The following is a 26,646-nucleotide window of genomic DNA, read 5'->3' as shown; positions in this document are numbered from 1 at the left end:
CGACTAGACGTATAAATAATGAAAACATTATAACTTTTGCTTCCGATTGCGGCTGTTCAGGCAATCGGAAGCAGCGCGTTTTTCGGCCGCCACCCGCGGCCGCTCGCCACCGCGCGCCGGGCCGCCAATGGCCGCACTGATTTGCTGCCATACACCCGAACCGATAAATTACTAAAGCTATTAGAAATAAAAGATTTTCCGACGGGCGCTGAAGCATTACATCCTGCGCAGTCCGCCACAGTTCCGTCTCATAGGTGGAAAATGACTTAGGTTACATTCCGTCTATAAAACACTCATACGATCTCATCGATGCCGCGGTCCTCGATCACCGGCGCGATCTCGGCCACCGCCGCCTTGAACAGGCGCGAGTAATGCCGGTAGGCCTCGAAATCGGTGGGCAGCAGTATGGCATCGGGCGCGCGCAGGGCGGCCTTCATCATGCCCATGCCCGAGAACACGCCCAGGTCGCGCGCGGCATAGGTGGAGGTGGTGATGACGCCGCGGCCGGTGTAGTCGCGCAGCCGCGAGTATTCACGCGTGCCGTCGGTCAAGGTGCGCGGCTCGTGCATGCGCCGCCCGCCGATCACCACGGCCTGGCCTTTCAGATCGGGGTAGCGCAGCAGCTCCACCGAGGCATAGAAGGCGTCCATGTCCAGGTGCGCGATCAGGCGATCGGGCAGGGGCGAAAGGCCGCGGGTGCCGGGGAGCGGGGAATCAGTCATCGAGCTCGATTGTGGCCTGCCGCTGCTGACAGCGACTGTCAGCAGGAGGCAGCGCGCCAGCCTGCGAGCAGGCCTGCAAACTCGCCTCTGTTTCGGCTCTGGCGGGGGGGCGTTTTGGCCAGAATGAGCGGCGGACCGCCACGGATCACATCTGCAAGCCCTGCACACCGAACAGGCGGCCCCAGGGAGACCCACCGATGAAGGCCTTGCATCTGAACGACCGCACCTTGCTGGGTGCCATTCTGCTGCTCTTGCTGGGCTGCTTGGCCTATGGGGCGGCCTACGACAGTTTCGGCCTGGCCTTGGGGCTTGGCGTGTCGCTGATGGTCGCGGCTCTGGGCCTGGCTTGGTTTTCGCAGGGCGGCACTGCGGCGCAGCTGGGTCTGCCGTTTCTGGGCATGGCCATGGTGGCTTTGATGATCCAGGTGGCGCGCGGGCACACCGAGGCCCACTTCAGCGTGTTCGCCTTTCTCGCGGTCACCGCGGTCTACCGCAGCACCCTGCCCATTCTGGTGGCGGCCCTGACCGTGGCCCTGCATCACCTGAGCTTCAACTATTTCCAGCAATGGGGCTGGGGCCCGATCTGCTTCACCCAGCCCAGCCTGGCCATCGTCCTGGAGCATGCCGCGTTTGTGGTCGCCGAGGCCGGTGTGCTGATGGTCTTGGCGCGCCGGGCGCAGGCCGCTTCCCGGGTGGGCGAAGAGCTGAATACGATCGCGCTGCGCCTGATGAACAAGGACGGGAAGGTCGACTTCGCCGTCGTTCAGAGCTTGAGCCGTGAGCCGACCACCCGCCGCATGCTGGACGCTTTGGGTGCGGTCGAAGACGCGATGGCCTCGGTCCGCGACAGCACCGATTCCATCCGCACGGCCGCGTCCGAGATTGCCTCGGGCAGCCTGGACCTCTCCACGCGTACCGAGCAGGCCGCCAGCAATCTGCAGCGCGCTGCCAGTTCCATGGAAGAGTTGACCCGCGCAGTCGGCCAGAGCGCCGAGGCCGCGCGAAGTGCCAGCGAGTTGGCCCACACGGCCGCCAGCGTGGCTTTGCGCGGTGGCGAGGTGGTGGGGCAGGTGGTCAGCACCATGGACGAGATCAACACCAGCTCGCGCAAGATCGGCGACATCATCGGCGTCATCGATGGCATTGCCTTCCAGACCAATATCCTGGCCCTGAACGCCGCGGTCGAGGCCGCGCGTGCGGGCGAGCAGGGCCGAGGCTTTGCCGTGGTGGCTGGCGAGGTGCGCAGCCTGGCCCAGCGCAGCGCCGAGGCCGCCCGGGAGATCAAGAGCTTGATTGGCAGCAGCGTGGCGCGGGTGGAGCAGGGTTCACGCCTGGTCAGCGATGCCGGCCAGACCATGGGCGACATCGTCACCTCGGTGCAGCGGGTCAGCGACATCATCGGCGAGATCTCCACCTCGGCCGCCGAGCAAAGCCGAGGCATCAGTCAGGTCAGCGCCTCGGTGGGCGAGCTGGATCAGATGACGCAGCAGAATGCCGCCCTGGTGGAGGAGTCGGCGGCCGCAGCGCAAAGCCTGCGCGACTATGCCGCGGAGCTGGGCGAGGCGGTGGCGGTGTTCAAAATGGCCCGGCACTGAAGACGCGTGCCAGGGCTCGGCTGCATCAGCTGCAGCCTTGGCTGCCGCAGGAGCTGATGCCACTGGCCTCGGTGGCCATGGGCTGGGTGGTCTGGCCCGTGAGCGGGTCGTAGCCGACCTGACTCATGTGGAAGACCAGGGCTGCGTCCATCATGTCGGCGTGGGCCGGAAACCAGTTGACCAGCTCGGGTACCAGGTTTCGCATGGGCTCCAGGTCGGCATGGGCGTGGGTGTGGGCCAGCACCTGGCGCATCACATCCAGCACCATCGCGTGCTGCTTGCTGTGGCAGTTGTCGGCGGCAAAGCCGGTGGCGGCCATCCAGCCTTCCTCCATCGCGAAATGCTGCTCGGTGTGGCTCAGCAGACGCGCATACAGGGGCAGCGGGTCGGGTTCGGGCTGGGCCAGCGCGTCGCCCAGCTCATTGAGCAGGGCGACGAACTCCTGGTGGGTCTGGTCGATCTGGGGCTGGTTCAGGACCAGGGCTTCGGTCCATGCAAGGGTGGTGCTCATAGGGGCGCAAGGGTAGCGCATTTGCGCGGCCGAATGGCGCCCAGGCGGGCGTCAGTTGGCCCGTGCTTGTGGCAGATCAACTGCGAGCTTCTTGCGGCGCGGTTCGCAGTTCGCCCATTTGCTCTCTAAGCATGATCCGTTCGGCTTATGTCGTTCGAGTGATTGTGAAGATGGCCGGCAGAGCCCGCTCTGCTCGGGCCATCGCGCCGGCGCCATGCGCCAACAATGCGCCCCAATGCGCTGTGTCAGGCCCTCTGCGGCCTGACGCAGTCGCCAAGAAGCGGCCCGCTCCCTGCTGGTGATGGAGCCGCTCACCCAAGGCCCGGCATCGCCCGCGAGGCCGGCGCTTCTAGGCAAGTCTTGAACGAGGGAAAACAGATCATGTCCGTCCACGCTTCGGAGATTCCTCTCCGCCCGGCGCTCGAGTTCTTTCGCCACCACGGCGTCTGGGCCCTGGGCGTGCGCCTGTTCCGGCGCCTGAGCTTCCGGCTCAAGGCCGCCTGCATCAGCCTGGCCTTCGGCCTGCCCATCGTGCTGCTGAGCCTGAGCTTCTGGCAGACGCAGCAGCAGGCGCTGGAGACGGTGCGCAAGGAGCGCGCCGGGGTGCGCTTGATGGCCCAGGCCCAGCCCTTGTTGCTGAGCTTGCTGGAGGTGCGCAACGCCACGCGCGCCTTGCTGGGCGGCTACCAGCCGGCCGAAGCCGATCTGGCCCAAGGCCGACAGCGTGTCGATGCGGCGCTGACCCGCCTGGCCCAGGGCGGCCAGGAGGACCTGGCCACCCTGGGCTTGCAGCCCAAGTTGCAGGCATTGAGAACGGCGTGGTCGCAGGCGGCTCAGGCGCCGCAGGGTGTGGACGAACAGGGCCGCACCGTCTTCGGCCCGGTGGCGGCGGCGGTGGTCGATTTGCTGCAGGGCATCGGCGATAACTCGCGTCTGGTGCTTGACGGCGAGCTGGACGGCTTCTACCTGGTTGATGCCCTGGTGCTCAATCTGCCGCGCCTGGCCGATGACCTGGGCCAGCTCTGGGGCTGGTCGACTTTCGGTTTGGCCAAGGGCTTCTACACGCCCGAGCAATTGCGCCGTTATGCGGTTTGGGATGCCGGTGTGCAGAGTGGCCTGCAGGCGGTGCGCAGCGATTTGCAGCGCGCGGCCCTGGCCCGGCCGGCCTTGAAGCAGGCGGTCCCGGTTGAGGCGTTGGACGCGGTGGCGGCCTACCGCAGCGAGGTCGGCGATCCCACCCGTTTGCTGGGTACGCGCACCGCCGAGCAGGCCTATCGCCAGGGCCACGCGGCCTTGCAACAAGCCCTGGGCCTGGCTGACCAAGGCTTGCGTGCCCTGGACGGTCTGCTGGCGGAGCGCGAAGCGCAGCAGCTGCAACTTCGCCAGTGGCTGGGCCTGGCCACGGTGCTCGGCCTGGCGCTGGCAGCCTATTTGTTCCACTGTTTTTTCCTGGTGATGGACGGCGGGCTGAAAGAGCTGCGCCGGCACATGCTGGCCATGACGGCCGGTGACTTGCGCACCCGCCCCGAGCCCTGGGGCTGCGATGAGGCGGCGCGGCTGATGAACACCTTGCATGACATGCAAGCCTCGCTGTGCCACATCGTCGCCGGCGTGCGCGATGGCTCGGGCGCCATCCTGCAGGCCAGTGCCGACATGGCCCAGGGCGCCGTGGAACTGGCCCGGCGCACCGAGCAAAGCGCGGCCAGCTTGCAGACCTCGGCCTCGGCCTTGGAGCAGATTGCGGTCACCGTGCGCCAGACCGCAGAGCACGCCGGTGATGCCGCCGGCATGGCCACCGGCAACGCCGACCTGTCCCAGCAGGGCAGCACCCAGGTGCAGCGCCTGCGGCACAGCATCTCGGGCATCGAGCAGGCCTCGGGCCGCATGGCTGACATCACGGGCCTGATCGACAGCCTGGCGTTTCAGACCAACATCCTCGCCCTCAATGCCGCGGTGGAGGCGGCGCGGGCGGGCGAGGAGGGGCGCGGCTTCGCGGTGGTGGCGGCCGAAGTGCGCGCTCTGGCGCAGCGCTCGGCCGTGGCTTCGAAAGAGATTCGCAGCCTGATCTCTGCGAACCTGGAGCGGGTGCAGGTGGGTGGCGAGCAGGTCGGCGAGGTCGAGGGCACCATGGCCCGCATCGCCCGCAGCGCCGAGGCCATGAACCAGCTGTTGGCTGAGATCGCCAGCGGCGCGTCGCTGCAACGCGAGGGCGTGGCCCAGGTCGGTATCTCGGTGCAGGAGCTCGACGGTCTGACCCAGCGCAATGTCGCCCTGGTCGAACGCAGTGTTGCCTCGGCCCAGGCACTGCAGCAGGAATCGGGCGAGCTGGTGGCCGGGGTGGAGCGTTTCAAGCTGCCCGAGGGTGAGAGGCTCAAGGCCTGAGCTTGGGCCGCCCGCGTCGGTTTGGTAGCGCGAGCTGACGTTCAGCTGGATCACCCTCATGAAGCGGCCCCGGCGCGCAGCTGCACCTTGCAGGTGTAGCTTCTGTCCTTGGCCTCGAACACGGTCCAGCTTTGGCCCTTGAGCACGATGCCCTCGCTGCGGCGCACCGGGGTGTCGGGTGTGAGCCTGTCCTGTCCGCGACTCATCGTTTCGCCGGTCTCGTGGTTCTGGCGTTCGCGCTTGGCGTCGCCCGGCGGGCGTAGCGGTATCTGAATTGGGGTGTAGCGCGGCTCAGGCTGTTCATCTGAGGTTCATCTGTGCGTTCGCTGCGGTTCATCTCTGGTTCATGGAGCGATCAGGCCGGCTTGATGGAATGGAGGCCGTGCAGCACCCCAGGGTGCGGCGTTGAATGAAGCAGAGAAATCGCCCGGTCGGCCTCGCTCACGATGCCAACCACTCCCCTCAACCCGCCTGCGTCTGCAGCGCGACCGCAAAGCTCGCCATGAACATGAAATCCAAGCTCTCCACCGGTGTTTTGACCCTGGCCGCCTCGCTGGCCCTGTTCGGCGCCAACGCCGCCCTGGCCCAGACCGGCGAAGCGCGTGTCTACAACAGCAATATCAGCCTTGCTGAGGTTGAGGCCGCGCAAAAAGCCTGGGGCGAGGCCCTGGTCAAGATCAGCGACGACTACCAAAGCGGTGGCCTCGCCAAGGCCAAGGCAACGGCCAGCGCCGTGCTGGACGGTGCCTACGGCTACAAGCTCGGCCCGGTGCTGTTCAAGCCCACGCTGACGGTGGAGCCACAGACCTTCCGCACCACCAAGGAGGGCGCGTTGTCCTATTTCGTCGGCGGCGACACGAATTTCCCCAAGGACAGCGGCTTCGCCCTCAAGGGCTGGAAAAAGGTGGAGGTCAGCAACGCCGCCGTGCACATCAACGGCGATGTGGCCAACACCATGGGCAAGGTCAGCATGACCGACAAGAACGGCAAGGTCACCACCGTGGACAAGACCTGGACCTTCAAGAAGGACGACAGCGGCGTGATCCGCATCGTGCTGCACCACTCCTCGCTGCCCTACGCGGCGAACTGAGTCGCTGCAGCGGGTCCGGCCAGAAGCGGAAGGCTCAGGCCGGCTCGCTGTCGATCTTGTAGCCCAGGCCGCGCACGGTCTGGATCAGGGGCTGCTCGCGGCCCTCGTCCAGCTTGGCGCGCAGGCGGCGGATGTAGACATCGACCACATTGGTCAGCGGATCTTCGCTGTAACCCCAGACGGTGTTGAGGATGCGCTCGCGGCTGAACACCCGGCCCGGGTGGCGCATCAAAAGCTCCAGCAGGGCCAGCTCGCGCGCCGTCATGGCCACCAGCTGCTGATCGCGCCGCACCTGCATGCGCTCCAGGTCCAGCACCAGATCGGCCAGGCTGAGCTGGCGCTGGCGGGTGCCGTTGCCGCCCGCGTCTTCACCGGGCGCTTCGGCGCGGCGCAGCAAGGCCTCGATGCGGGCCAACAACTCCTCGAAGGCAAAAGGCTTGGTCAGGTAGTCGTCGGCGCCGCAGCGCAGGCCGCTGACCTTGTCCTCCAGCGCATCCATGGCGGTGAGCATCAGCACCGGCGTGCGGCAGCGCGCGGCGCGCAGGCGCTGGCAGGCTTCCACACCGCTGATGCCGGGCAGCATCACATCGAGCAGGATCAGATCAGGCTCGACCTGTTCCACGCTTTTTTGCAGCAGATCACCGCGCTCGATCACGGTGATCTGGTAACCCTCGGCGCGCAGGCCGCGGTTGAGAAAATCCGAGACCCGGCGGTCGTCTTCGACGATCAGGAGATGGGGCATGTCGTGGGCCTTGCTGCTCAGTCTTGCGCCGCCGCATCCAGCGGCAGGATCAGGCAGGCACGGCAGCCGCCCTCGGGCCGGGCTTGCAGTTCCAGCCGGCCCTCATGTGCGGCGGCAATGTCTGCGGCAATCGCCAGGCCTAAGCCCATGCCCTCGGGGCGCAGGCGGCGTGCGGCCTCGGCGCGCCAGTAGCGTTCGCTGGCTCGGCCCAGTTCCTCGGGGGCCATGCCGATGCCGCTGTCTTCCACGCACAGCACCAGGCGGGGCTGGGGCGTGGCCAGGTCCAGGCTGGCACCCAGGCGGACTGAACCCGGCGAGGGCGTGTAGCGCAGTGCGTTGTCCAGCAAGATGGTCAGGGCCTGGCCCAGCTTGGCGGCCTGGCCGCGCAGCTGCAGGCCTTGACCGGGCAGGGCCTGCAGCAGCTCCAGCGCCTGACCCTGTAGCTGCAGATCCAGGCCTTGCGCGGCCGCCGCGCCGCGTTGCTGCTCCAGCGCCTGCTGCAGCAGGGCCGGCATATCGATGGGATGGCGCTCACCTTGCAGGCTGTCCTCGCCCTGGCGGGCCACGCTCATCAGCTCGGCGATGCGGGCGCCCAGCTGGCGTGCGGTGGCGGCCACGCGCTCCAGCGCCTCGCGGTACACGCTCTCAGCATGGCCGCTGCGGCGCAGGCTGATCTCGGCCTCGCCGAGGATGGCGGTGGTGGGCGTGCGCAGCTCGTGGCTGATGTTGGCGAAAAACTGTCGGCGCGAGCGGTCGATCTCCAGCAACTGTTGGTTGGCGGCATGCAGGTCCTGGGTGCGCTGGGCCACGGCGTCTTCCAGGCGCTGGCGCTGGCTGGCTTCGTTGGCGCGGTGCAGCTGGATCTCTTCCGCCATGCGGTTGAAGCTCAGGCTCAGGCGGTCGAATTCGTCGCGGCCGTGCACGGCGATGCGGTGCTCCATGCGGCCGGCCTGCAAGGCCAGGGTGCCATCCAGCAAGGGCGCCATGCGGCGGCGGATGTCCCAGGCGAAATAGGCGACAAAGCCCATGGACAGGGCGATGGTGGACAGGATGCTGAAGATGGCGAGGCGGCGCGAGCGCTCCAGCGCGGTCTGCGCGGCCGCCTCGGTGGCGCGGCTGTGCGTCTCCTGCAGGCGGATCGCCTCGGCGATCAGGGTGCGCATGTCCTGACCCTGGGAGATGTCGAACACGCCCAGCATCTCGTCCCAGACCGTGGCCCGCTCGCTGCTCGGGTTGGGGTGGGGGGTGTGCGGCTGGGCCTGCAGGATCTGGGCGCGCAAGGCCTCGAAGTTCGTTTGCAGTGCGGCCAGGGTCTGGCGCGATACGGTCTCGATGGCCTGGTCGCTGGGGTCGGCCGCTTCGAGCGCGTGCAATCGCTCCAGCTCGACCAGGCTCGCCTGCATGCGCTCAAGATAGCGGTCACGCAAGGGCACGGGCGCCGCATCGGTCAGCAGGTACTGGGCGAACCAGACCTTGAGCCGCTGCTTGTTGGCGGCCAGGTCCAGGTACTGGACCAGGGCGTCCTTGGCACGCAGGCTGCGCGAGCGTTCCAGCTCCGACTGGTTGACCAGCCAGACCACCACCGCGAACTGGGTGGCCACCACGGCCACCAGCACGCCCAGCCAGACGCTCAAGCGGGCTTTGAACATGAATGAGGTCTCGGTGCTGGATCGCCCGGATTTACGCCAGGCGGGCGCGGTGGCGGGCCACCTGGGCCTGCACCTGGGCCGGCGCCGTGCCGCCGAGGATGTTGCGGGCGTTGAGCGAGCCGCGCAAGCTCAGCACCTCGAACACATCGTCGCCGATGCGGGCATCGAACTTCTGCAGCTCTTGCAAGGGCAGCTGGGACAGATCGACGCCGCTGGCGATCGCGGTCTTGACCGCGTGGGCGACGATCTCGTGCGCGTCACGGAAGGCCAGGCCTTTCTTGACCAGGTAGTCGGCCAGGTCGGTGGCGGTGGCGTAGCCCTTGAGCGCCGCGCGCTCCATGGCTTCCGGCTTGACCGTGATGCCGCCGGCCATTTCGGCAAAGATGCGCAGCGTGTCTTTCAAGGTGTCCACCGTGTCGAACAGCGGCTCCTTGTCTTCCTGGTTGTCCTTGTTGTAGGCCAGGGGCTGGCCCTTCATCAAGGTGATCAGGCCCATCAGATGGCCGACCACGCGGCCGGTCTTGCCGCGCGCCAGCTCGGGCACATCGGGGTTTTTCTTCTGCGGCATGATGCTTGATCCGGTGCAGAAACGGTCGGCCAGGTCGATGAAGCCGAAGCTCTGGCTCATCCACAGGATCAGCTCTTCCGACAGGCGCGAGATGTGCACCATCACCAGCGAGGCGGCGGCACTGAACTCGATCGCGAAATCGCGGTCGGAGACGGCGTCCAGGCTGTTCTGGCAGACACCTTCCATGCCCAGCGTGCGGGCCACGCGCTCGCGATCCAACGGGTAGCTGGTGCCGGCGAGAGCCGCCGCGCCCAGGGGCAGGCGGTTGACGCGGCGGCGTGCATCGACCAGACGCTCGGCATCGCGGGCGAACATTTCCACATAGGCCAGCAGGTGGTGACCGAAGGCGACCGGCTGGGCCACTTGCAGATGGGTGAAGCCGGGCAGGATGGTCTCGGCGTTTTTCTCGGCCACATCGACCAGGGCGGTCTGCAAGGCCTTGAGCAGGAGCAGCAGCTCGTCGATCTCGCCGCGCAGCCACAGGCGCACATCGGTGGCGACTTGGTCGTTGCGGCTGCGGCCGGTGTGCAGGCGCTTGCCGGCCAGGCCGACCAGGGCGGTCAGGCGGGCTTCGATATTGAGGTGCACGTCTTCCAGATCGAGCTGCCAGTCGAACTGGCCGGCTTCGATCTCGCTCTTGATCTGGGCCATGCCGCGCTCAATGTCGGCCAGGTCCTGGGCGGCCAGGATGCCCTGGGCATGCAGCATCTCGGCATGGGCCAGGCTGCCCTGGATGTCGGCCGCCCACAAGCGCTTGTCGAAGAACACGCTGGAGGTGTAGCGCTTGACCAGATCGCTCATGGGCTCGGAGAAGAGCGCGGACCAGGCTTGTGCCTTGTTGGCGAGCTGGTTGTCACTGGGCTGACCGGGGGCTTGGGCGGAGGAGGACATGGGCAGGAGGGCGCTTTGCTGCTGAAGAAGAGGCTGGGGCCCCCGGGGGCTGACGCACAATCCGAGGGCGCTCGATTCTATCGAGCCCCACCGGCCGCTTCCCCGTGCGGCTGGCATGACTTCAGGAGCTGTGTCCCTCGTGTCCTCGCCTCGCCCCAAGCCTTCCTCCACCGATGCCGAAGGCGGCATGCCCAGCCGCGTCAGTGTCTGGCCCGACACCACCAGCCTGACCAGCATCCTCGGCCTGCCCACCCAGCCGGCCGAGGAGACCGAGGTCCTGCCTCTGTTCGACCCGCAGCGGGTCTTTGATGTTTGCCATGTCGGCCTGGTGCTGCGCGCGGTGCTGGGCGTGCAGGGCTTGCTGGCTCTGGGCCTGGCGCTGGCGGCGCGCAATCTGGACGAGTGGATGAGCTGGGTGGCCAGCGGCACGGTGGTGACGCTGTCGGCCGTGTTGCTCTGGTTGCTGCTGGTCTGTGGGGGCAAACGCCTGCTCGCCCGGCTCAGCGAACCTGCGCAATGGCTGGGTTTGTTGAGCCTGGGTGGCCTGTGTTCCTCCACGGGCTGGCAGTTGCTCAGCTTTGCGGCCTTTGAACCGAGCACGCTGTTCCGGCTCGTCAGCATTTTCGTGGCGGGCGCCGCGGTGGCGGCCTTGCTGTTGGTCTGGATGAAGCTGCGCGAGCGCTCGCAGCGCCCGGCCGACGCCCTGGCCCAGTTGGTCGAGCTGCAGGCGCGCATCCGCCCGCACTTTCTTTTCAACACTTTGAACAGCGCCATCGCCCTGGTGCGCCTGGACCCGCTCAAGGCCGAGGGCTTGCTGGAAGACTTGAGCGAGTTGTTTCGCGTCGCTCTGGCCGACGCCACCACGGTGGTGCGCCTGGATGAGGAGGTGGAGCTGGCGCGGCGCTACCTCGACATCGAGCAGGTGCGCTTCGGCGAACGCCTGCGCCTGCACTGGGACCTGGACCCCGCCGCCAGTGGCGCGCGCGTGCCGCCCCTGCTGCTGCAGCCCTTGGTCGAGAACGCGGTGCGCCACGGCGTCGAACCCAATGACGAGGGCGGTGACGTCGAGATCCGCACACGCCGGCGCGGTGCCGAGGTGGAAATTTCCGTCAGCAACAGCGTCGGTCGCGTGGCGCAAACATCTGGTCACGGTTTGGCCCTGCGCAATGTGCGTCAGCGCCTGCGCCTGATGCATGATGTCGCGGCCAGCTTCGAGCTGAGTCCTTCGCCGGGGCGCTTTGCCGTGCGCATCGTCCTGCCGCTTTGACCCTTGCCCTGTCTTTCCGTTTTTCAGTTTCACGCCATGCAGCCCGCTGCCCTCACCGTGTTTCTCGTAGATGACGAACCCCTGGCTCGCCTGCGCCTGCGCAGCCTGCTCGAGGCCTGCGTGGACCCGCGCGCTGAGGTGGTGGCCGAGGCGGGCAGCGCCACCCAGGCCCAGCATTGGCTGCGCGAGCACAGCTGCGACTTGATCCTGCTCGATGTGCAGATGCCTGGCGCCGATGGCCTGCAACTGGCCGACAGCCTTCAGCAGCAGATGGCGCAGCCGCCGGCCATCGTTTTCGTCACCGCCCATGCCGGCCATGCTTTGCGTGCCTTTGAGCTCGAAGCCATGGATTACCTGACCAAGCCGGTGCGGCGCGAGCGCCTGCAGGCGGCGCTGACCCGCGTCGCCCAGCGCCTGGCCGAGCGCTCGGCCATGCAAACCTTTCAGGCCACCCAGCCCGGCGAGCTGGAGCCCGAGCAGCCTGTCATCGTCGTCAGCGACCGCGGCCGTTTGATCCGCGTGCCGCTGAACGAAGTGCTGTACCTCAAGGCCGAGCTGAAGTACCTGACCCTGCGCACTGCCACACAAAGCCTGGTGATGGACGGCAGCCTGTCCGAGCTGGAGCCGCGCCTGGGTGAGCGCTTTCTGCGCGTGCACCGCAATGCCTTGGTGGCCAAGTCGGCGGTGCGCCAGCTGGAGCGCCATGCGCCCAGCCATGCCAGCCCGGACGATGCCGGCGACACCCAGCTCGGCGGCTTGGACCTGGTGAACGCCGAGGTGGCCGATGGCTGGGCGGTGCGCATCGCCCATGTCAACGAATGGCTGTCGGTCTCGCGCCGCCAGGTGGCGGCCGTGCGGGAAGCGCTGGCCGACCGGGGTAGCTGAGCCACGCCCCTATCATCGCTGTCCCGACACAGGGACTCCGGGGAGGGGCAGCATGGCCACAGAGCCAGATCGTCGAAATCTTCGTCATCCACATCGCCGCCGCCGCTGGCTTGGTGTGCTGGCCGGCGTGGCCGGGCTGGGCCTGACCGCGTGGCTGTGCTGGCCCGCGCGCCCGCCGCTTGAGGCGGCGGCCGAGTTCGCCGCGGGCACTGTGATGGCCCAGACCGATGCGGCTTCGGGCGCGTCAATCAGCCCTTTCTGGAGCCTGGCTCGCGAAGCCGAGGACCAGGTGCTGGCCGAGCATTACCGCCGGGCCGGTGTGGCCACGGTCACGCCGCCGCCGGGCTCGCGCATCGACGCAGTGGAGTGGGAAGCCCGGCGGGTCGATGCGCGCTGGTGTGCCGATCAAGCGTGGCGTCAGGGTGAAGGCGATGCCGCTTCAACCGACGTCAGCCGGAGCCGGGCTTTACGTCGCCTGGTCGACGAGTCGGCTCACCAGCTTCGGCTTCGCGCTGATGCGCAATCTCAGGTGGTGGCGGAGTGGCTGCAGTTTCGCTACCCGGCCGACGAGGCCATGAGATCTCGGGCCCGGGCCCGGCTGCAGGAGCTGGCTCTTCAGAGTCGCCAGCCTTTCGCCGTGTATCAGGCCTTGCAGGCGCATTGCTCGGGTGCGGCCGCTTGTACGCGTGTGCCGGCGTCCCTGTGGGCGGAGGTCGAGCCGGACAATCGCCTGGCCTGGCTGGCGGCCTTGGGTGAAATGCCCACGGCGAGCGCCCAGCGTGCGGCTTTGTTGCGGGCTGCCCAGGCCCCCCGTTCCACCGACTACGGCCGCCACGTCTTGCAGTCTTTGCTGAGCCTGCCGCTGGTTCAGACCCCAGGCCTGCGCAAGGCTGCGCAGCAATCGCTGTGGGTGCTGTTTGCCGTCGACACGGGACTGTTTCAGCGCAGCGGCCTGTTGCGCCTGTGCAAAGCGGAAGAAGCTGCGCAGGACCTTGAATTGAAGCAAGCCTGCTCGGCCCTGGCGCTGCAACTTTGGAAAGAGAGTGAGGACTTGGGCGCGCTCGCCCTGGCCGAAGCGCTTGGCAAGCGTGCGGACGGTGCTACGCCCGACTGGACCGCGCGTGGGCAGGAGCGCATGGATCTTCAAGCGGGCGCGCTTTCTGAAGCTGGGAAGCTCTATGAAGCCGCCGCGGGCCAGCCTCTGGAATGCTCAAGCCGGCCCGACTTTGTGCAGTACTTTGCCGATCTGGCGACCCTGGGCGAATTGCAGCTTTTGCAAGCCCGCAAGCTCACCTCAGCCCAAGCCGAAGCCGTGTCGCTGACGAGTAAAAAAACCAGCCCTGAGTAGACCCAGGGCTGGCTGAAACACAGACCAAGGAATCAGGGCTGGTAGCTGACCGTCAGCTTGTAGTTGCCGGCGGTGTAGCCCTTGAGCAGCACATAGACGTCGCTGTTGCCGGTCAGGTTGATGTTGCAGTCTTCGCTCGCGGTGCTGCCGTCCGACTTGCAGCCATAGCTGGTGGTGGTCGGTGCGGAGCCGGCCTTCACATAGAGGTCGATATCACCGGTGCCAATGGTGTTGGCCTTGAAGCTGCCGGCCTTGGCCTTGTAGGGGCCGAACAGGCGGCTGGCGCCATTGGCCAGACTGCCCTTGACGACTTCTGTCTTGTCGCTGGGCACGCTGGTGCCCGGGGCGTCGCTGCCGAGTTCCACGGCGTAGGACAAGCCCATGCGCGCGAACTTGAGCGAATGGTCGGCCTGGCTGCCGGTGTTGGCATAGGTGTCGTTGGCCGTGTGGATCTTGGGGTTGTCCTGGTTGAAAGCGGCCTCGAAGGGCATGGAGGCTGCATAGCCTTGCGCTGTCCATGAGGCATGGTCCGAACAGGCGTAACCGCAGACGTCGGTGCCCACCGTCAGCTCGGGCTGGTAGGTCTGGATCAGGTTGCTGACGAACTGGTTCTGGGGCGCGTCGGTGTAGTCGGTGTAGATGTAGATGTCTTTGGGCGAGCCCTTGTAATTGGTCATGTCCAGCTGCATGACGCCCACCACATTGGCGCCCAGTCGTTTATGGCTCTTGGCGATTTCTTGCGAGCCGCGCAGACCCACTTCCTCGGCCGCGTAGGCCATGAACTGGATCGTGCGGCGCGGCTTGTAGTTGTTGGCCATCAGGGTGCGCAGGATTTCGGTCAGGCTGGCCACGCCCGAGGCGTCGTCGTCCGCGCCCGGGGCCACCGTGGTCTCGGTGGTGCCGGCGCCGTTGATGGAGTCCAGGTGCGCGCCCAGCACCACGATTTCGCGGCTGTTGTCCGTGCCCTTGATGGTGGCGATCACCGACTTTTGCGCCCAGTTCGGGTGCGTGAACTGCACGACCGAAACATCGCTGCGCCCGGCGCCCAGGCTGGCCCATTGCTGCTGGAGCCAGTTCGAGGCGGCGACGCCCGAGCTGGTCTTGTAGTAGCGGTTGACGAAGCTGGACAGGTCCACAATGGTCTGTCCGATGCGGCTGGCCTGCATCTGCGCCAGCATGGGCGTGACCACGGCCTGCTGGTCGATGACATAGTTGGGGCGCGAGCTCAGCGCGCTGCGGCCGGCGCTCTGCGTGGCCGAGCTGGCTGCGGACTTCGCGGCGTCGCTGCTGTGTGCTTGCAAGGTAGCCAGGCCGTCTTCCAGGCTGGCATGGAACATGAAGCCGCCGCAGCGGTTCAGCTCTTCATGGATCGAGCCGGACAGGGCGCCCAGCAGGTCTTCGTCGATCTGCACCAGGTGGATGGCTTCGCCCTTGGCGGCGATGCTGGCCGTCATACCCGGGCGGCGTGCGGTGCTCAGGGTTGAGTTGCTGCCGGCGCCGGTCAGGGCGCTGTTCACGCTCAAGGTCGGGCGGGCGTTGTCGTTGTGCTTTTGCAGCTGGGCCAGGGCGGCGTCGCCCAGGCTGATCCAGATTTTTTCGCCGGCCAGGCTGGCGCTGCTCAGCGCCGCCAGGCTCAGGCCCAGGGCGGCCAGAAAAGGCTTGTTCATGGGGGGGTCTCCTCGTCTCGTGGGTCGCAGGGTGCACAGCCCTGCCTTGGAACGGAGGATCTTAGGAGGCGACGCTGCCGGCAGCGAGAGGGTTTTCGTGTGCGTTTGTGCGCGTTGCATCGGCGCGGCTTGCGGGTATTCCCTGGCAATGCCCGGCGAAAAGCTGGGGCTCGGCTCTGTTCAACGGCGTGACAGCGCCGCTTCCAGCTCTTGCCGCAGGGCGCGCAGGTTGTGCAGTTCTTGATCGGGGGCTTGCAAGGCCGGCCAGAGCAGGGCGACCAGATCGCGGGCGCTGGCGTCGGTGTCGATCTGGCGGCCGGTCAGGATGACTTCCCAGAGCATGTGCTCCATGGGCCCGAAGACCAGGGAGCGCAGCAGGCGCAGCGGGATGTCGGCACGCAGCTCGCCGCTGGCCTGGCCGCGGGCCAGCAGGTCCATCAGCGGCGCGGTGTAGCGGCGCTGCAGTTCGACAAACCCATCGCCGAGCTTGTCATCGCCGCTGCGCCGGCCTTCCGAGAGCACCAGGGCACACAAGCCCGTGCCTTGGATCAGAAACAGGCGCAAATGGGTGTGGACCATGAACTCCAGCTGCTCGCGCACCGAGGCTTCGCGCGGCAGGCCGGCCTCAATCTCACCAATGATCTCGTCATACCAATCGGCGATCACGCGCATGCACAACTCGCGCTTGCCCCGGAAGTACGTGAATACCGTGGCCTCGGACACACCCAGGCGTTCGGCAATTTCGGTGGTCGTAGCGCGCTCGAAGCCGCGCTCGGCAAACACCTCGCGGCCGACGCGCAGGATGTCGCGCACGCGCTGCTCGGCCTTGGCGCCGGCTGGGGCGCGGCGGGCGGGTTGCGTGGCCGCGGCTTTGGTGATGGCGGCGGCAGGGGAGGGCGTTGAGGCAGTCACGGCGCGATTCTGCGCAATAATTGAGTGGAACTCAAGTCGGACTTGCCAGTCTTTCCGCTCTGGCCTATTCTTCACGCCTCGCCGCCTCCCACAATTGGTGTGCGAGGCCCTGAGAAGAATTTGAGTTGAACTCACCCGTGGCCCTGGCGTCGTCGCTGCGGGCCGCTGTTTTTCGGAGACCCCATGGCCCAGCTGACCACCAAGCTCAATGCCCGTTCGGCAGATTTCAAGTCCAACGCCGAGGCCATGCAAGGCCTGCTCGATGACTTGAATGCGCGGCTGGCGCAGATCGCGCTGGGCGGCGGCGACGCGGCACGCGCCAAGCATGCGGCCCGGGGCAAGCTGCTGCCGCGCGACCGCGTTGAGATGCTGCTGGACCCGGGCACGCCTTTTCTTGAGTTGGCGCCCTTGGCTGCGCTCAATATGTACGACAACGCTGCGCCTGGCGCCGGCATGATCGCTGGTATCGGCCGCGTCTCGGGTGTGGACTGCATGATCGTCTGCAATGACGCGACGGTGAAAGGCGGCACTTATTACCCGATGACGGTCAAGAAGCATCTGCGCGCGCAAGAGATCGCGGCGCAGAACCGCCTGCCTTGTGTCTATCTGGTCGACTCGGGCGGCGCCAATCTGCCCAACCAGGACGATGTCTTTCCCGACCGCGACCATTTCGGCCGCATCTTCTTCAACCAGGCGAATCTGAGTGCCCAGGGCATTCCGCAGATCGCCGTGGTCATGGGCTCTTGCACGGCCGGCGGCGCCTACGTGCCGGCCATGAGCGACGAGACCATCATCGTCAAGAACCAGGGCACCATCTTTCTGGGCGGCCCGCCGCTGGTGAAGGCGGCCACCGGCGAGGTGGTGACGGCCGAAGACCTGGGTGGCGGCGATGTGCACACCCGGCTCTCGGGCGTGGCCGACCATCTGGCTCACAACGACACCCATGCCTTGGCCCTGGCTCGGCAGTCGGTGGCGGCGCTGAACTGGCGCAAGGAAGGCACACAGCAGCAGCGCCTGCAAGCGCCGCGCGCGCCGCTCTTCGATGCGGCCGAGCTGCACGGCGTGATCCCCACCGACACCCGCAAGCCTTTCGATGTGCGCGAAGTCATCGCCCGCATCGTCGATGGCTCCGAGTTCGACGAATTCAAGGCCCGCTACGGTGCCACCCTGGTCTGCGGCTTTGCCCACATCGAGGGCATGCCGGTCGGCATCGTCGCCAACAACGGCATCCTGTTTGCCGAGAGCGCCAACAAGGGCGCACATTTCATCGAGCTCTGCTGCCAGCGCAAGATCCCCTTGGTGTTCCTGCAGAACATCACCGGCTTCATGGTTGGCCGCAAGTACGAGAACGAAGGCATTGCCCGCGCCGGCGCCAAGATGGTGACGGCGGTGGCCTGCGCCAGTGTTCCCAAGTTCACCATCATCATTGGCGGCAGTTTCGGTGCCGGCAATTACGGCATGTGCGGCCGTGCGTTCAGCCCCCGCTGGCTCTGGATGTGGCCGAACGCGCGCATCTCGGTGATGGGCGGCGAGCAAGCCGCTTCGGTGCTGGCCACGGTCAAGCGTGACGGCATCGAAGGCAAGGGCGGCAGCTGGAGCGCCGAGGAAGAAGAAGCCTTCAAGACGCCGATCCGTCAGCAATATGAAGACCAGGGCCACCCGTACTACGCCAGTGCCCGACTCTGGGACGACGGCGTGATCGACCCGGCCGACACCCGCCGGGTGCTGGCTCTGGGCCTGTCGGCGGCGATGAATGCGCCGATTGCCGAAACCCGATTTGGCGTTTTCCGCATGTAATGTCGATAATGTGTGTGTAGTTGGAGACTGGTACACATCATGCGCACCAATATTGAGATCGACGATGCCTTGATGGAGCAGGCCTTGCGAGCCGGCCCGTTCAAGACCAAGAAGGACGCTGTGGAGGCGGGTTTGCGCCTGCTCGCCCGCCAATCGGCCTACCGTGAGATCCTGAAATGGCGCGGCAAGTTGCATTGGGAAGGCGACGAGGCGCACGACTGGCCGGCTGCTGATGCTGCCGATGCCGCTGATGCAGAGGCTGCCGCTGCTGCAGAGCCGATTTCATCGGGCTCGGCCCTGTTGGTGCAGGATGCCGGACCTGCCGAGCCGTATCGGGCTGGCCAGGCCAGACCCAAGGGCAGTGCCGACAGCACTGCCAAAGCGCCAACGCGCAAGCGTCATGCTGGTCGTTGACTCCTCGGTTTGGATCGACTTCTTCGCCGGTGTGCGTCATGCCCAGACGGAACAGTTGGCCGAGTTGTTGCACCACGGCGAGCTTCGCCTGGTCGTGCCGGACCTAGTGCTGTACGAGGTGCTGCGCGGCTTTCGCCATCCGCGCGATCTGCGTCAGGCCAGCCTGCTGATGCAGGGCCTGAGCATTGAATCCTGCGTGGACGAGGACCTGGCCCTGCTGGGCGCCGAGCACTACCGCAGCTTGCGCGCGGCCGGCGTGACGGTGCGCAGCAGCATCGATGTGCTGGTGGCGTCTTTTTGCATCGAGCGCGATTACGTGCTTTTGCATCGTGATCGCGATTTCGATGCATTTCACGCCCGCCGAGGATTGAAGGTTTGGACCCAATGATGACGAGCAGCAGCCCCATGAACACCAGTTTGCGTATCGAGCGTGTCGGCCCTTCGGGCCAGATCGCTCGCGTCACCCTGAACCGCCCCGAGGTGCGCAATGCCTTCAACGAAGGCGTGATCGCCGAGCTGACGGCTGCGTTCGCGGAACTGGGCCGGGACCCAGGTCTGCGCGCCATCGTGCTGGCCGCCGAGGGCAAGGCTTTTTGCGCCGGCGCCGATCTCAACTGGATGAAGGCCATGGCCGGCTACAGCTGGGACGAAAACCATGCCGATGCCTCCCGCCTGGCCGAGATGCTGTGGACGATCTACAGCTGCCCGGTGCCGGTGATCGCCCGCGTGCAGGGCGATGTCTACGCCGGCGGCGTGGGCCTGGTCTCGGTCTGCGATGTGGTGGTCGCCGTGGACACGGCGGGTTTTTGCCTGTCCGAGGCCAAGCTGGGCCTACTGCCGGCCACCATCGGGCCCTATGTGGTGCGCGCTTTGGGTGAGCAGGCTTCGCGCCGCTACTTCATCACGGCCGAGCGCTTCGGTGCCGCCGAGGCCTATCGCCTGGGCTTGGTCCACGAGCTGGCCACGGCCGAGACCCTGGACGACAAGGTCGAAGCCCTGCTGTCCGCCCTCTACGCCAACGGCCCGGCCGCGGTGCGCGCCTGCAAGCGTCTGGTGCAGGATGTCGCACACGCGACAATCACGCCTTCGCTGCGTGATGACACCGCGCGCCGCATCGCTGACATCCGTGCCAGCGACGAAGGCCGCGAAGGTGTGCAGAGCTTTCTGAACAAGAGCCGGCCGAGCTGGTTGGCCTGAGTTCTTTTCGATCCCGTTTGATGACTTCCAGCAGTACACCTTTGACACCCCAGCAGGACTGGCAGCGCCGCAGCGTGGCCGCCGTCTGGCACCCCTGCACGCAGATGGCGCGCGCCGAAGTGGTGCCGCCCCTGCCCATTGCCCGTGGTGCCGGCCCCTGGCTTTACGACTACGAGGGCCGGCGCTATTTCGATGCCAACAGCTCCTGGTGGGTCAATCTTTTTGGCCATGCCGATGCGGGCCTGAACGCGGCCATCAAGGCGCAGCTCGACACCTTGCCCCATGTGATGCTGGCCGGCTGCACCCACGCGCCGGCCGTGCGCCTGGCCGAGCGCCTTAGCGCGCGCACCGGAGGCGCCCTGGGCCATGTCTTTTTCGGCAGCGACGGCGCGAGCGCGGTGGAGATTGCGCTCAAGCAAAGCTTCCACAGCTGGCGCAACCGCGGCCGTGCCGAAAAGCGCGAGTTCGTCTGCCTGAAGAACGGCTACCACGGTGAAACCATCGGCGCCCTGGCCGTGACCGATGTGAAGGTGTTCCGCGACGCTTACGACCCGCTCTTGATGCGGGCCCATATCGTGGAGTCGCCCGATGCCCGCTTGGGCAACGAGGCCGCCGCCCTGGCCGCCATGCGCGCGCTGCTGAGCGAGCGCGGCGCGCACATCGCCGCCGTCATCATCGAGCCCCTGGTGCAAGGCGCTGCCGGCATGGTGATGTACGAGGCTGCCTATCTGCGCGGCCTGCGGGCCTTGTGCACCGAGTTCGAGGTGCACCTGATCGTCGATGAGATCGCCATGGGTTGCGGCCGCACGGGAACTTTCTTTGCCTGGGAGCATGCCCAACCTGCGCAAGCAGGCGATTGGCCTGACTTTGTGACCCTGTCCAAAGGCATCACTGGCGGCACCATGCCCCTGTCCCTGGTGCTCACGACCGAGGCGGTCTACCAGGCCTTCTGGAGCGAAGAGGTCAGCCGCGGCTTTCTGCATTCGCATTCCTACACCGGCAATGCGCTGGCCTGTGCCGCCGCCAATGCGGTGCTGGACCGCTTCGATGCCGGCCAGCTGCAGGTCAATGCCGAGCAGGCCCAGCTCTTGAAGCAGGCCTTCGCGCCGCTGGCCAGCCACCCACGCGTGGCCCATCTGCGCCAGCAAGGCATGGTGCTGGCCTTCGATGTGATCGAGCCGGGCCTGCGTTTCGCCGAACGATTCCATCTGGCCGCGCGCGCCCATGAGCTGCTGATTCGCCCCATCGGCGGCACCGTGTACCTGATGCCGCCCTATCTGATCGACGCCGAAGCGGCCGCCTTCCTGGCCCGCGCTGTGCGCCTGACCTTGGATGAGGTGCTGTCCCAATCTTCTGAGGGCAGCGCCCAGCCCGTGAGCAAAGAAGTCCATGTTGCTTGATCACCTGAGCGCCAAGCTGCGCACCATCGAAGCCCAGAGCCTGACGCGTTTTCTGCGCCAGGCCGAGAGCGGCACCGCGCCGCGCCAGCAGGTGCGCGGCGCCGACGGCCGCACGCGAGAGCTGCTGATGTTCTGCTCCAACGATTACCTGGGCCTGGCCGCCGAGCCCGCGCTGCGCGAGGCCTTGATCGAAGGCGCCCAGATCTACGGCGGCGGCTCCGGCGCCTCGCCTCTGATCAGCGGCCACAGCCGCGCCCATGAGCAGGTGGCCGAGACCCTCGGCCGCTGGCTGGCGCCCCACATCCCTGAAGCACGCGCCCTCGGTTTTTGCACCGGCTATATGGCCAATCTGGCCGTGGTCACTGCGCTCGGCGATGAAGAGGCCGAGATCTTCTCCGAGGCCTGGAACCATGCCTCGCTGATCGACGGCACCCGCCTGGCGCGCGCGCAAGTGAAACGTTATGCCCATGGCGATGTGGCGGCGCTGCGCGAGCTGCTGGCCGCCAGCACGGCCAAGGTCAAGCTCATCGTCACCGATGCGGTCTTCAGCATGGATGGCGATCTGGCGCCGCTGCCGGCCTTGTTGGCCCTGGCCGAGGAGTTCGATGCCTGGCTGATCGTCGACGACGCCCATGGCTTTGGCGTGCTGGGCGAAAACGGCCGCGGTTCGCTGGAGCACTTTGGCCTGCGCAGCGAGCGCCTGATCCTGGTCGGCACCTTGGGCAAGGCGGCTGGCCTGGCCGGCGCTTTTGTCGTGGCGCATGCCACGGTGACGCAGTACCTGCTGCAGGCGGCCCGCAACTACATCTTCTCCACCGCCTCGCCGCCGGCCGTCGAGCATGCGCTGCTGAGCAGCTTTGCCCTGATCGAGGGCGATCTGGGCAAAGCTCGACGTGCCAACCTGCGTCATTTGCAGGCGCGCCTGCGCGCCGGTGTCCAAGCCTTGCTGGCCCGCCACCCGGCCCTGGGCTGGCGCCTGGCGCCCTCGGACACCCCTGTTCAGCCCTTGATCGTCGGCGGCAATGCCGAGGTCATGGCCCTGGCCGCGCGCCTGGAGCGCGAAGGCATCCGCGTGCCGGGCATCCGCCCGCCCACCGTGCCCAAGGGCGAGGCGCGGCTGCGCATCACCTTGTGCGCCACGCACAGCGAGGCGGATGTCGATCAGCTGCTCTCAGCTCTCGCCGCCGCAGCTGCCGACATGGACAAGGTGGCCGCATGAGAGGTTTTTTCATCACCGGCACCGACACCGAAATCGGCAAGACCTGCATCACCGCCGGCCTGACCCATCTGTTGTCCGAAGCCGGCCTGCGCGTGGCGCCGGTCAAATCGCTGGCTGCCGGCCAGGAATCGGTCGACGGTCAGTGGGTCAATGAGGATGTGCAACGCCTGCAGGCGGCCCAGCGTCTGGGCATGCGCCCCGATCAGGTCGGGCCTTTGCAGTTCCGCGCCGCCTGCGCGCCGCACATCGCCGCCGCCCTGGAAGGGCAGCGCATTGAGCGTGCGCCGCTGCTGGCCGCCGTCCGCGCCAGCGCCGCCTTGGGCGAGCTGGCCTTGGTGGAAGGGGTGGGCGGTTTCCGTGTGCCTCTGGGCGAGGACTATGACACCGCCGATCTGGCGCAGGACCTGGGCCTGCCCGTGGTCCTGGTCGTGGGCTTGCGACTGGGTTGCATCAACCATGCCTTGCTGACGGCGGAAGCCGTGCGCGCGCGCGGCCTGAGCCTGGTCGGCTGGGTGGCCAACACCGTGGACGCCGCCATGCCTTATGTGGCGGACAATCTGGCCGCGCTGGACGCGGCCCTGGCCGCGCCCTGCTGGGGTCATGTGCCTCGCTTGTCTGACCCTTCCGCCGCGGCCGTGGCCGCCCATCTGAATCTTGAGCGCGTGCAAGCCTCGCTGGCCGCCTCTGCTTACTGACACCTGCTGTTTTTCGGAATCGCCATGAGCCACTCTTCCCACACCCAAACCACCAACCAGATCCAATCGCTGACGCCGACCACCGACGCCGACCGCCAGAACGCCAAGCCCTGGACCGTCAACGAGGTTGTGGCCTTGTTCGATCTGCCCTTCAACGACTTGCTGTTCAAAGCCCAGCAAGTGCACCGCGAGAACTTCGATGCCAATGCGGTGCAGCTGTCCACGCTCTTGTCCATCAAGACCGGTGGCTGCGAAGAGGATTGCGCTTACTGCCCGCAATCGGCCCACTTCGACACCGGCCTCAAGGCCGAAAAGCTGATCCCCCTGCAAGAGGTACTGGAAGCCGCCCGCGCTGCCAAGGCCAATGGCGCCACGCGTTTCTGCATGGGCGCTGCCTGGCGCTCGCCCAAGGAGCGCCATCTGGAAGCCATCGGTGAGATGGTCAAGGAGGTCAAGGCCATGGGTCTGGAGACCTGCCTGACCGCCGGCATGCTCGGCGACGGCCAGGCCGAACAGCTGGCCGAAGCCGGCTTGGACTACTACAACCACAACCTCGACACCTCGCCCGAGTTCTACGGCCAGATCATCACCACCCGCACCTACCAGGACCGCCTGGACACGCTGGACCGCGTGCGCAATGTCGGCCTCAAGGTCTGCTCCGGAGGCATCGTCGGCATGGGTGAAACCCGCCGCCAGCGCGCCGGCCTGATCGTGCAACTGGCCAATCTGAACCCTTACCCGGAATCGGTGCCTATCAACAACCTGGTGAAGGTCGAAGGCACACCGCTGGCCGACAAGGGCACCGAGGCGCTCGACCCCTTCGAGTTCATCCGCAGCATCGCCGTGGCCCGCATCACCATGCCGCGCGCCATGGTCCGCCTGTCTGCCGGCCGCGAAGAAATGCCCGAGAGCATGCAGGCCCTGTGCTTCCTGGCCGGCGCCAACAGCATGTTCTACGGCGACAAGCTGCTGACTACCAGCAACCCGCAGGCCGAGAAAGATCGCGCCCTGCTGAATCGCCTCGGCATGCGCTGCGCCAGCGAGGCGAATCTGGCGCCGCAAGAGGCGCAAGCTGCGACAGAGGGCGAAGGGGACTGCGGCAAGGTGAGCTGCCACTCGCACTGAGCTGGAGTCTCGGCTGAGCACGCTGCATCGACGCCCAGAACAAGAAATCGGAGACAAAAAGATGTTCAAGAAAATCCTGATCGCGAACCGCGGCGAGATCGCCTGCCGCGTGGCGGCGACGGCACGTCGCCTGGGTGTGAAGACCGTGGCCGTCTACTCTGAGGCCGATGCGCGCGCCAAGCATGTGCAGGCTTGCGACGAGGCGGTGCTGATCGGTGGCCCGGCGCCGCGTGATTCCTACCTGCAGTGGCAGCGCATCATCGATGCGGCCAAGGCGACCGGCGCCGAGGCGGTGCACCCGGGTTATGGCTTCTTGAGCGAGAACGACGAGTTTGCTCAGGCTTGCGCGGCCAATGGCTTGGTCTTCATCGGCCCGCCGGCCAGCGCCATTCAGGCCATGGGCTTGAAGGCCGAGTCCAAGCGTTTGATGGAATCCGCCGGCGTGCCCCTGGTGCCCGGCTACCACGGTGCCGATCAAGACCCGGCCCTGCTCAAGGCCGAGGCCGTGCGCATCGGCTTCCCCGTCTTGATCAAGGCCAGCGCCGGTGGTGGCGGCAAGGGCATGCGGGCCGTGCACAGCGCCGACGAGTTCGATGCTGCGCTGGCTTCCTGCAAGCGCGAGGCGATCAACAGCTTTGGCGACGATGCGGTGCTGATCGAGCGTTATGTGCAACGCCCACGCCATATCGAGATCCAGGTCTTCGGCGACAACTTCGGCGATTGCGTCTACCTCTTCGAGCGCGATTGTTCGGTCCAGCGCCGTCACCAGAAGGTGTTGGAAGAAGCGCCGGCTCCTGGCATGACCGCAGAGCGCCGCGCCCAGATGGGTGGCGCGGCCGTCGCGGCGGCCAAGGCCGTGGGCTACAGCGGTGCCGGCACGGTGGAGTTCATCTGCGAGCAAGACGGACGCTTCTATTTCATGGAAATGAACACGCGCCTGCAGGTCGAGCATCCGGTGACGGAAGCGATCACCGGCCAGGATCTGGTCGAGTGGCAGCTGCGCGTGGCCTCGGGCGAGCCCTTGCCGCTGAAGCAGGACGAGTTGAGCATGCATGGCCATGCCATCGAGGCGCGCATTTGCGCTGAGAACCCAGAGGCCGGTTTCCTGCCCGCCACCGGCGCGCTGAACGTGGCCCGCTGGCCGGAGCATGTGGCTTTCGAGCGTGGCTCGGTGCGGATCGACGCCGGAGTGGGCGAGGGCGATGCCATCAGCCCTTTCTACGACTCCATGGTCGCCAAGCTGATCGTCTGGGGCGAGGACCGCGCCCAGGCCTTGGCTCGGCTCGATGCGGCGCTGCGCGACACCCACATCGTCGGACTGCAGACCAATGTGGCCTTTCTGCGCCGCTGTGCCGCCACGGCCTCGTTTGCCAGCGCCGATCTGGACACTGCCCTGATCGAGCGCGAGCGCGCAGCTCTGTTTGAACAGCCCGGCCTGCCGCTGCAGATCAGCGCGGCCGCTGTGGTTGCCCACACCCTGGCCGCCGAGGCGCAGCAACAGGATGCCGACCCTTGGAGTCGTCGCGACGGCTGGCGCTTGTTCGGTGCGTCGGCGCGCCGCTTCGATCTGGAGATCGCCGCACAGCGCCACGCGGTGCTGCTGTCGCGCCACCACCAGGGTGTCATGCAGCTGAGCATCGATGGCGGCGAGGCTCTGGCCTTTGCCGTCAACTCCAGCAGCCTGGAACGCCATGAGCTGCTCTTGGGATCAGGCCTGGCGCAGCAGCGTGTGCTGGTGAACAGTTATGCCGACGGCGAAACCGTGGCTGTGTTCGCGCCGCAAGGCAGTGCCTACATCACCGAGATTGATGCTCTGGCCCATGCCGGCGACGGCGCCGCCGAAGCGGGGCGCCTGACAGCGCCCATGCCGGGCAAGCTGGTCAGCTTCCTGGCGGCGGTGGGCGACAAGGTCAGCAAAGGCCAGCCGCTGGCGGTGATGGAAGCCATGAAGATGGAGCACACCATCAACGCGCCCAAGGACGGCGTGGTGGCCGAGCTGCTGTTCGCTGTGGGCGACCAGATCGGCGACGGTGCTGAGCTGCTGCGGCTCGAGGCTTGAACACATGAGTGGCGCGTCGGTGTTCGGCACGCCTTCGGCTGCGAGCGGCCCCATGCAACCATCTTGTTCTCCCTCGTGGGCCCTGCAGTCCGGGCCGCCGCAGGGCTCATGGTTCCGGGGTCGGCCCTGGCGGGCCGACTGCCTTGCGCTGCTCGCGCCTCGGGGCTGGCGCATAACTCACTTCACTCACTGCGTTCGTTCCGTTCAAACAGACGCGCCAAGTCAGCGCTTGAAGCGCGCGGGTACACGCGCGCCCCGAGCCGCTGCGCTGCTCAGCCCTTCACAAATCGCCCAGCGGCGGCCCGAACTGCAGGGCGCTTGCATCGCGATCGATGTGCCCCTCGACGGTGGAACACACCACATTCGAAGGTGGCTCGGCCCGACGACGGGCGATTTGTGCGCGGCCGAGAGCGCAGCGAAGCGGCTCAGGCGCGCGCCGAAGCTTGCTTCAAGCGCGCTTCAAGCACTGACTCGGCGCCACTGTTTGACCACAGTGAGCGCAGCGAACGGA

General features: G+C 66.7%; 22 protein-coding genes and 1 pseudogene. 15 read left to right on the top strand and 8 right to left on the bottom strand.

The features are described 5' to 3' along the window. Positions 1-299: 299 nt before the first annotated feature. Positions 300-722: pseudogene (locus tag ACQY39_RS18455) on the bottom strand (DNA polymerase Y family protein); the annotation flags it as partial. 197 nt (positions 723-919) lie between these two features. Between ACQY39_RS18455 and ACQY39_RS18450 the strand changes: the two are divergent. After that, positions 920-2,317 carry a methyl-accepting chemotaxis protein gene (locus tag ACQY39_RS18450; RefSeq protein ID WP_428508702.1) on the top strand — a complete coding sequence of 466 codons (1,398 nt, stop codon included), beginning with the start codon at positions 920-922 and terminating at the stop codon, positions 2,315-2,317. A 25-nt stretch (positions 2,318-2,342) separates the two neighbouring features. Here ACQY39_RS18450 and ACQY39_RS18445 read toward each other — a convergent pair whose 3' ends face one another. Further along, entirely contained in the window at positions 2,343-2,828 is a 486-nt protein-coding gene (locus ACQY39_RS18445) for a hemerythrin domain-containing protein (RefSeq protein ID WP_428508700.1), read from the bottom strand. A gap of 381 nt (positions 2,829-3,209) precedes the next feature. On the opposite strand from ACQY39_RS18445, the gene ACQY39_RS18440 reads away from it, so the two are divergent. Continuing rightward, positions 3,210-5,210 (top strand): methyl-accepting chemotaxis protein, encoded by a 2,001-nt coding sequence (locus tag ACQY39_RS18440; protein WP_428508698.1) that lies wholly within the window; start codon positions 3,210-3,212, stop codon positions 5,208-5,210. Between the two features lie 56 nt (positions 5,211-5,266). Here the strand turns inward: ACQY39_RS18440 and ACQY39_RS18435 are convergent, their stop codons facing one another. After that, on the bottom strand, positions 5,267-5,416 hold the full coding sequence (locus tag ACQY39_RS18435) for a hypothetical protein (protein WP_428508696.1): 150 nt from the start codon (positions 5,414-5,416) through the stop codon (positions 5,267-5,269). A gap of 296 nt (positions 5,417-5,712) precedes the next feature. Between ACQY39_RS18435 and ACQY39_RS18430 the strand changes: the two genes are divergently transcribed. Further along, positions 5,713-6,300, top strand: coding sequence for a hypothetical protein (locus ACQY39_RS18430; RefSeq protein WP_428508694.1), 588 nt, complete (start codon positions 5,713-5,715; stop codon positions 6,298-6,300). A 34-nt stretch (positions 6,301-6,334) separates the two neighbouring features. Here ACQY39_RS18430 and ACQY39_RS18425 read toward each other — a convergent pair whose 3' ends face one another. From ACQY39_RS18425 to argH, 3 genes are read right to left on the bottom strand one after another with little or no spacing between them, the layout of a single operon-like run. Next, positions 6,335-7,042 (bottom strand): response regulator transcription factor, encoded by a 708-nt coding sequence (locus ACQY39_RS18425; protein WP_428508692.1) that lies wholly within the window; start codon positions 7,040-7,042, stop codon positions 6,335-6,337. A gap of 17 nt (positions 7,043-7,059) precedes the next feature. Beyond that, positions 7,060-8,691, bottom strand: a complete 1,632-nt coding sequence (locus tag ACQY39_RS18420) for a sensor histidine kinase (RefSeq protein WP_428508690.1) — start codon at positions 8,689-8,691, stop codon at positions 7,060-7,062. 31 nt (positions 8,692-8,722) lie between these two features. Continuing rightward, the gene (gene argH / locus ACQY39_RS18415; RefSeq protein WP_428508688.1) at positions 8,723-10,150 is read right to left on the bottom strand and encodes an argininosuccinate lyase; all 1,428 of its coding nucleotides are present in this window, start codon (positions 10,148-10,150) and stop codon (positions 8,723-8,725) included. Positions 10,151-10,289: 139 nt separating this feature from the next. Between argH and ACQY39_RS18410 the strand changes: the two genes are divergently transcribed. From ACQY39_RS18410 to ACQY39_RS18400, 3 genes are read left to right on the top strand one after another with little or no spacing between them, the layout of a single operon-like run. After that, positions 10,290-11,417, top strand: a complete 1,128-nt coding sequence (locus ACQY39_RS18410; RefSeq protein WP_428508686.1) for a sensor histidine kinase — start codon at positions 10,290-10,292, stop codon at positions 11,415-11,417. A gap of 36 nt (positions 11,418-11,453) precedes the next feature. After that, positions 11,454-12,302 (top strand): LytR/AlgR family response regulator transcription factor, encoded by an 849-nt coding sequence (locus ACQY39_RS18405; RefSeq protein WP_428508684.1) that lies wholly within the window; start codon positions 11,454-11,456, stop codon positions 12,300-12,302. A gap of 52 nt (positions 12,303-12,354) precedes the next feature. Continuing rightward, positions 12,355-13,650 carry a hypothetical protein gene (locus ACQY39_RS18400; RefSeq protein WP_428508682.1) on the top strand — a complete coding sequence of 432 codons (1,296 nt, stop codon included), beginning with the start codon at positions 12,355-12,357 and terminating at the stop codon, positions 13,648-13,650. A gap of 32 nt (positions 13,651-13,682) precedes the next feature. On the opposite strand, the gene ACQY39_RS18395 is transcribed toward ACQY39_RS18400, so the two are convergent. Both ACQY39_RS18395 and ACQY39_RS18390 read right to left on the bottom strand, forming a co-directional pair. Beyond that, a complete protein-coding gene (locus ACQY39_RS18395) occupies positions 13,683-15,317 on the bottom strand; it encodes a M20/M25/M40 family metallo-hydrolase (RefSeq protein ID WP_428508680.1) in 1,635 nt (544 codons plus the stop codon). Between the two features lie 180 nt (positions 15,318-15,497). Beyond that, positions 15,498-16,196, bottom strand: a complete 699-nt coding sequence (locus tag ACQY39_RS18390; RefSeq protein WP_428510878.1) for a TetR/AcrR family transcriptional regulator — start codon at positions 16,194-16,196, stop codon at positions 15,498-15,500. Positions 16,197-16,412: 216 nt separating this feature from the next. On the opposite strand from ACQY39_RS18390, the gene ACQY39_RS18385 reads away from it, so the two are divergent. The 9 genes from ACQY39_RS18385 (at position 16,413) to ACQY39_RS18345 (ending at position 26,135) form a co-directional block, all read left to right on the top strand. Next, positions 16,413-18,026, top strand: a complete 1,614-nt coding sequence (locus ACQY39_RS18385; RefSeq protein WP_428508678.1) for a carboxyl transferase domain-containing protein — start codon at positions 16,413-16,415, stop codon at positions 18,024-18,026. Between the two features lie 39 nt (positions 18,027-18,065). Then, positions 18,066-18,440, top strand: coding sequence for a type II toxin-antitoxin system VapB family antitoxin (locus ACQY39_RS18380; protein ID WP_428508676.1), 375 nt, complete (start codon positions 18,066-18,068; stop codon positions 18,438-18,440). Continuing rightward, positions 18,427-18,828 (top strand): type II toxin-antitoxin system VapC family toxin, encoded by a 402-nt coding sequence (vapC, locus tag ACQY39_RS18375; RefSeq protein ID WP_428508674.1) that lies wholly within the window; start codon positions 18,427-18,429, stop codon positions 18,826-18,828. The genes ACQY39_RS18380 and vapC overlap by 14 nt, the downstream gene beginning before the upstream one ends. A gap of 17 nt (positions 18,829-18,845) precedes the next feature. After that, the gene (locus ACQY39_RS18370) at positions 18,846-19,637 is read left to right on the top strand and encodes an enoyl-CoA hydratase/isomerase family protein (protein ID WP_428508672.1); all 792 of its coding nucleotides are present in this window, start codon (positions 18,846-18,848) and stop codon (positions 19,635-19,637) included. A 20-nt stretch (positions 19,638-19,657) separates the two neighbouring features. Continuing rightward, positions 19,658-21,037, top strand: a complete 1,380-nt coding sequence (gene bioA / locus ACQY39_RS18365; RefSeq protein ID WP_428508670.1) for an adenosylmethionine--8-amino-7-oxononanoate transaminase — start codon at positions 19,658-19,660, stop codon at positions 21,035-21,037. Continuing rightward, positions 21,027-22,256, top strand: a complete 1,230-nt coding sequence (bioF, locus tag ACQY39_RS18360) for an 8-amino-7-oxononanoate synthase (protein WP_428508668.1) — start codon at positions 21,027-21,029, stop codon at positions 22,254-22,256. The genes bioA and bioF overlap by 11 nt, the downstream gene beginning before the upstream one ends. Further along, complete coding sequence (gene bioD, locus ACQY39_RS18355) at positions 22,253-22,951, top strand: dethiobiotin synthase (RefSeq protein ID WP_428508666.1); 699 nt, start codon at positions 22,253-22,255, stop codon at positions 22,949-22,951. The genes bioF and bioD overlap by 4 nt, the downstream gene beginning before the upstream one ends. 24 nt (positions 22,952-22,975) lie before the next feature. Next, positions 22,976-24,076 (top strand): biotin synthase BioB, encoded by a 1,101-nt coding sequence (bioB, locus tag ACQY39_RS18350; protein ID WP_428508664.1) that lies wholly within the window; start codon positions 22,976-22,978, stop codon positions 24,074-24,076. A 61-nt stretch (positions 24,077-24,137) separates the two neighbouring features. Continuing rightward, positions 24,138-26,135, top strand: a complete 1,998-nt coding sequence (locus ACQY39_RS18345) for a biotin carboxylase N-terminal domain-containing protein (RefSeq protein WP_428508662.1) — start codon at positions 24,138-24,140, stop codon at positions 26,133-26,135. Positions 26,136-26,646: the final 511 nt, after the last annotated feature.

Origin of the sequence: Roseateles sp. (genome assembly GCF_965262435.1) — a bacterium.
GTDB lineage: Bacteria > Pseudomonadota > Gammaproteobacteria > Burkholderiales > Burkholderiaceae_C > Paucibacter_A.
Note: the sequence above shows the minus strand (reverse complement) of the source record. Positions and strands in the feature narration are given on the sequence as shown.